This window comes from Thermogutta sp., from assembly GCF_014359955.1.
Lineage (GTDB): Bacteria > Planctomycetota > Planctomycetia > Pirellulales > Thermoguttaceae > Thermogutta.
In genome coordinates, this window is sequence record NZ_JACIYL010000210.1 from 1 (window position 1) to 6,199 (window position 6,199).

Genomic DNA, 6,199 nt, shown 5'->3' on the forward strand with positions numbered 1-6,199 from the left:
AATTCGCCGTCCATGAAAAAAGCAAACGACGTGTCTCTGTCTTCCGCGGTGAGTGCCCACGGTTCGGTCTGCCAGCAGTCGTCCATTGATCTGCGTGTTGTTGACGAGATTGTGGAACGCTGCGGACGGGGACCAGAAGCCGCGATCCCCATCCTCCAGGCCATTCAGAACCATTTCCGTTATCTGCCCCAGGAGGCCCTGGAACGTGTCTGCGAATTGACACAGGTTCGTCCGGCCCAACTGATCGGTGTGGCGACGTTTTACGGTCAATTTCGCTTCCGTCCTGTTGGCCAGCACATTATTCGCGTCTGCCACGGAACTGCCTGTCACGTGAAAGGGGCCCCCCGCATCCAGGAGTCGCTTGAGCGCCATTTGAGTATTTCCCAGGGAGAAGACACCGACCCGGAGGGGCTTTTCACCATTGAAAAAGTGGCGTGCCTGGGCTGTTGCACTCTGGCCCCCGTTATCCAGATTGATCAGCTTACCTACGGACGGCTGACGCCCACCAAAGTGCCGCAGGTTCTGGCTGATTTTCTCCACCAGCAGAAAGAGGGTATCCCCCAGGACGAGCTGTTGGGCGGAACAGATGGTACGGCCCAGGGAGAAATCCGCGTTGGGTTGGGATCCTGCTGTCAGGCGCAGGGGAGCAGGGAGGTCTACGAACGTGTGAAAAGCCTGGCGGCCGTGGCAGGTGTTTCGGTGCGGGTCAAACGGGTGGGATGCGTCGGCATCTGTCATCAAACCCCGTTGGTGGAAGTCATCCCCAAGCAGGGACAGCCTCGGGTGTATTCCCGGGTGCAACCCGAAGATGTTCCCGCTATCATTCACCGGCATTTTCGGCCGAAGAATTTCTTCGCCCGGCTGCACTATGGCTGGCAGCGGTGGCTGGATCATCTGCTTGGCGACATCGACGAGGACGAACTGGCACCCAAGCCGCTGGATGTTCGGGATCCGCCGGTAGAAGCGTTTCTCGGCCGACAGATCCGCATTGCCACAGAATGGGCAGGAGAAATCGACCCCCTGGACCTTGAGGAATACCGAATTCGGGGAGGATTCTCGGCAGCAGAGAAGGCCCTCAAGGAGTGGACTCCGGAGAGGATCATCGAGGAGGTGAAACAGAGTGGCCTGCGGGGTCGTGGAGGGGCGGGCTTTCCCACGGGAGTGAAATGGGAACTCGTGCGAAAGGCCCAGGGAACGAAAAAATATGTTACCTGTAATGGTGATGAAGGAGACCCCGGGGCCTTTATGGATCGGATGATTCTTGAATCGTTCCCCTACCGCGTCATTGAGGGGATGCTCATTGCAGCCCGGGCGGTGGGTGCCAGTGAAGGCATTTTCTACATTCGTGCCGAATATCCGCTTGCCGTGGAACGGATTCGGGAAGCCATTCGGCGGTGTGAAGAGGCGGGCATCCTGGGCGACCGCATTCTGGGGACAGAGCACTCCTTCCACGTTCGCGTTTACGAAGGTGCGGGGGCCTTTGTTTGCGGGGAGGAAACAGCCCTGATCGCCTCCCTGGAGGGCCGCCGTGGAATGCCTCGATTACGACCTCCTTATCCCGCCGAATTCGGGTTTGCCGGCCAGCCCACCCTGGTCAATAACGTGGAAACTTTCGCCCTCGTGCCGTGGATCATACGGAACGGGGCTGCGCGGTTTGCCGCGCTCGGGACCGCAACGAGCAAGGGCACGAAAGTCTTTGCACTGGCGGGGAAGGTACGCCGGGGCGGTCTCATCGAAGTGCCCATGGGCATCACCCTGCGGGAGATCGTGGAGCAAATCGGTGGTGGCGCCCAACCCGGCCGACGGCTCAAAGCCGTCCAAGTGGGTGGCCCGTCTGGAGGATGTATCCCGGAATCCCTGTTCGACACCCCCGTGGACTACGAGGCCCTGACGGCCACCGGCGCCATCATGGGCTCGGGAGGATTGATTGTCCTTGATGATAGCGATTGCATGGTGGACATTGCCCGGTACTTTCTCCGCTTCACCCAGGATCAGTCCTGTGGAAAATGCACATTATGCCGCATCGGCACCCGGCGGATGCTCGACATTCTGGACCGAATTTGCGAGGGGCGCGCCCAGCCGGACGACCTCCGAACGCTCGAAGATTTATCGCAAACTGTCAAGGCGGGCAGTATCTGTGGACTGGGTAAGACCGCACCGAATCCGGTCCTCACCACGCTGCGGTATTTCCGGGAAGAGTACGAGGCCCACATCCGGGGTGAGTGCCCAGCGGGTCGATGTGCTCCCCTTATTCACTACCGGATCACGGACGCATGCATCGGTTGCACGTTGTGCGCCCAAAATTGCCCGGTGAATGCCATCCCTGTTCGGCCGTACCAAAAACACTCCATTGATGATCAGCTTTGCACCCGCTGTGACACCTGTCGGATCGTTTGTCCAGAAGGGGCGGTGGTCATCGAGTCGGGAGGCAAAGTCGTTGGGCCTTCCAAAATGTCCACACACACGTCACCTCCGTCAGGCCCCGTCCCTTTGGAGATCGCCCATTTTGCAGGCAAGGGTGTTTCCGGCAGTATTCCCTTGACTGACCAGTCCACCCATAAAGTGGCTGCTACCACAGGGAGTTCTTCCTCGCTATGAGCTCCGTACTTTGCCGTGTGACGATTGACGGACGGAGTATCACCGTACCATCGCGAACCAGTGTGCTCAAAGCGGCCCGGCAGTTGGGGATTGATATTCCCACGCTATGTTTCCTGGACGGTTTCAAGCCCCAGACCTCATGTCTGGTTTGCACGGTGAAAGTGATCGAGAACGGGCAGGTTCGGATGGTGCCCTCCTGTGGTACGCCCGTGAGTGACGGGATGGTCGTGGAAAGCGAAACAGACGAAGTGGCCCACGTCCGGCGCACGGCTTTGGAGCTCCTCTTGAGCGATCACCTGGGGGATTGCCTGGCTCCCTGCCACTTTGCCTGTCCCGCCCACATGGATATCCCCACCATGCTGCGGCAGATTCAGAGGGAAGAACTTCGGGAGGCAATCGCCACGATCAAACGGGACATCGCGCTTCCGGCGACACTGGGCTGGGTCTGTCCGCGACCCTGCGAAAAAGGGTGCCGGCGCAATGCAGCGGACGATCCGGTGGCTGTGTGCAGTCTGAAACGTTACGTGGCGGAATGGGATCTTGCGTCCGGCGATCCCTACCTGCCGCCCTGTCAACCGGACAGCGGTAAAACGGTGGCCGTGGTGGGCGCTGGTCCGACGGGATTATCGGCCGCCTTTTACCTTCGCCAACTGGGACACCGCGTGGTGCTGTTTGAAGCGAATGAAAAGGCGGGAGGTCGCGTCCGCTTCCGCCCCGATCCGGGGGGCACCGCCGTTCCGCCGGCTGTTCTGGATGCGGAAATTGATGTGATCTTTCGGCTTGGGATCGAATTTCGGCCACGCACACCTCTGGTGCCGCCTGGGGAAAACGGCATCACCCTCAAGGAGCTCCAGGATAAGTACGACGCGGTCCTTCTCGCGCTGGGAGAACAAACCCCAGAACGGCTCGAGCAGTTGGGTATTCCTCATACACAGCGCGGCATTACCATCAATCGCGAGACCTTCCAGACGCCGCTCGATCGCATCTTTGCGGCAGGAAACGCAATTCGGGGACGAGGCCTGGTGGTCCGCAGTTGCGCCGATGGAAAACTGGCTGCCCGATGCATAGATCAGTTCCTCCGACTTGGCCGGGTGGAGGGTATTCCGGAAATGTTTTCTGTTCGCATGGGGCGATTGGAAAGAGAAGAAGTAGAGCAACTGGCGACGCTGGCTGAACCAATTCCCCGAATCGAGCCGCCACCTGGTGATCGCTGGGAGGACGATCTGGCCGTGCATCAGGCGGGGCGCTGTCTGCACTGCGATTGTCGAGCCCTCCCTCACTGCCGTCTGCGCGAGTATGCCATCCGCTATCAGGCAGATCCCAATCGGTTTCGCGGCGAGCGTGCCAAGCTGGAAATCATTGCGCGGCCTTCTGGGATCATTTACGAACCCGGCAAATGTATTCTCTGTGGGCTGTGCGTCGAGGTGACCGAGGCGGCCCGGGCACCTCTGGGGCTGACATTCGTTGGCCGCGGTTTCGACGTGCGAATCGGGGTGCCGTTCAATCGCTCGTTGGAAGAGGCCCTGGGGGAACTGGCGGAACAGGTCGTCGCCATTTGTCCGACCGGGGCCCTTTCTTTTCGAGAGGGGAAACCGCCCCTCCATCTTCCGGTGCTCAACACAGTGCGAGATGTTCGCGGCTGAGTCGCTGCCGCAACAATCTGCCTCGTGATCGACTCACTGTGGCATGGGTTCCCGACCGGCGCGATGGACTGCGCAATGTTGACAAGCGGACCTGACAAGCAGGTCCCTCCGAAGCATGGTCTGCCGCGAAGGGTTTTCCGAAGGTCGGAGGGGTACGCTTGTCGTGCCCGGTGTCCCTTGTCCACGGGCGTCACCATCGCGGTAGGGGCCATTCATGAATTGCCCGTACTCAAACGCGGGTGAATCGGAGCGGATCATTCAGGGTTGACGAGCGGACCCGACAAGCACGTCCCTCCGAAGGCCAACCTAACGAGCACGTCCCTCCGAATACGGGACCTGACAAGCAGGTCCCTCCGGATTGTATCTCGCTGCCACGCGAGCCTCTCTGGACGCCGGCGTCCCCATATTTGGAGGAGAACAGGCGATGGATCACCCAATACCCGGTACCCCAAAAGGTCCCAGGGGATAAAATGGATAGTTCGGCTCGTATGGCACTTCAGGATTTAGGCCGATCCGGGAAATCTGCTCCCAGGTTGGTTGCCAGGCAGCGCGCAGGCATCAACCGGAACGCCTGTGATTTTCAGAAAAACTGCGAGGAAAAGCTGTGGACGTCCAGGACCTTAAGTACACGAAGACCCACGAATGGGTTGCCATTTCCCAGAATGCCGAAGGAAAGACGATCGCCACTGTGGGCATCACCGATTTCGCGGTGCAGGCGATGTCTGACCTCGTGTTTCTTGAACTGCCCCCCGTGGGAAAGCAGGTCCAGGCGGGTGAACCGCTCGGACAGATCGAATCCGTTAAGGCAGTCAGCGATATTTACAGCCCGGTAACCGGTACGGTGGTCGAGGTCCACACGGACCTGGCAACCCACCTTGAGCAATTGACCGCGGACCCATTCGGGCAGGGCTGGATCGCCCGGTTGGAGGTGGCCGATCCGAATGAACTGAACCAGCTCCTGGATCGGGCCGCCTATGAAGCGCAGTGCGCCTCGGAGGCAGAAGAGCACGGGTAAAACGGGAAATTGATCACGGTTCGACCCGCCCGATGAGCAGGGCTCCGAGACAAAGTTGCCGCACACTTGTCCGATTGTGTGGGGAACTTTTGCTGTATTGGTTGTGGATCTTGATCAATCGTGAGGCGGGATTTCCTGATTGATCCAGAAGATTTCCAGGATTTACCTGACTGAGCGATCCGGGAAGGGGTATCAGAGGGCGATGGGAGGCGGGCACCAAGCGATCGGGAAGCACTCCTCCGTCGATGACGCGCTAAGGGAAAAACCATGGCCTATCTTCCGCAAACCGAACAAGAAGTAAAGGCGATGCTTGCCGCGATCGGCGTGCAGAGCATCGACGAGCTGTTTGCCCATCTGCCGTCCGACGTGCGCTTTCAGGGTGAGCTGAAAGTTCCGCCGGCGCTTTCGGAAGTGGAGCTCAGTCAACATATGGAAGAGCTGGCACGGCGGAATGTGGGAACCCATCAAAAGGTGTGCTTTTTGGGAGGCGGGGCCTACGATCACTTCATTCCCGCTGTGGTCGATTTCATCGCCTCTCGAAGTGAGTTTTACACTTCCTACACCCCTTACCAGCCGGAGGTGAGCCAGGGCAATCTCCAGGTTTTCTTCGAGTACCAGACTCTCATCACGCAGTTGACGGGTTTGGATGTTTCGAACGCCAGTCTCTATGATGGGGCCACCGCCCTTGCTGAGGCCGTTCTCATGTGTCTGAGCCTGCAAACCGGCCGCAAGCGGGTGATCGTGCCTCAGAATATTCATCCGGAATATCGGGCGGTTTTGACCACGTATCTTTCCCACGTCTCATCAGAGATTGTCGTGCTGCCCACTCCGCGAGGAATCATCGATACGGAGACCCTCGGGCAGGTGGTGAACGATCAAACAGCGTGCGTCATTCTTCAGCAACCAAACTTTTTCGGCTGTATTGAGTCCGCCGGAAAGATCA

Annotated in this window: 3 protein-coding genes and 1 pseudogene; all 4 read left to right on the forward strand. The window is 59.1% G+C overall.

What is annotated here, in order from left to right; translation table 11 throughout:
* On the forward strand, positions 1 to 2,598 hold a 2,598-nt coding region (locus H5U08_RS08335), incomplete at its 5' end, for an NAD(P)H-dependent oxidoreductase subunit E (RefSeq protein ID WP_366494270.1).
* On the forward strand, positions 2,595 to 4,241 hold the full coding sequence (locus tag H5U08_RS08340; protein WP_297032089.1) for an FAD-dependent oxidoreductase: 1,647 nt from the start codon (positions 2,595 to 2,597) through the stop codon (positions 4,239 to 4,241). The genes H5U08_RS08335 and H5U08_RS08340, both read left to right, overlap by 4 nt.
* Positions 4,242 to 4,845: 604 nt before the next feature.
* Positions 4,846 to 5,256 carry a glycine cleavage system protein GcvH gene (gene gcvH, locus H5U08_RS08345; protein ID WP_297032090.1) on the forward strand — a complete coding sequence of 137 codons (411 nt, stop codon included), beginning with the start codon at positions 4,846 to 4,848 and terminating at the stop codon, positions 5,254 to 5,256.
* Positions 5,257 to 5,523: 267 nt separating this feature from the next.
* Positions 5,524 to 6,199, forward strand: a pseudogene (locus H5U08_RS08350) (glycine dehydrogenase); the annotation flags it as partial.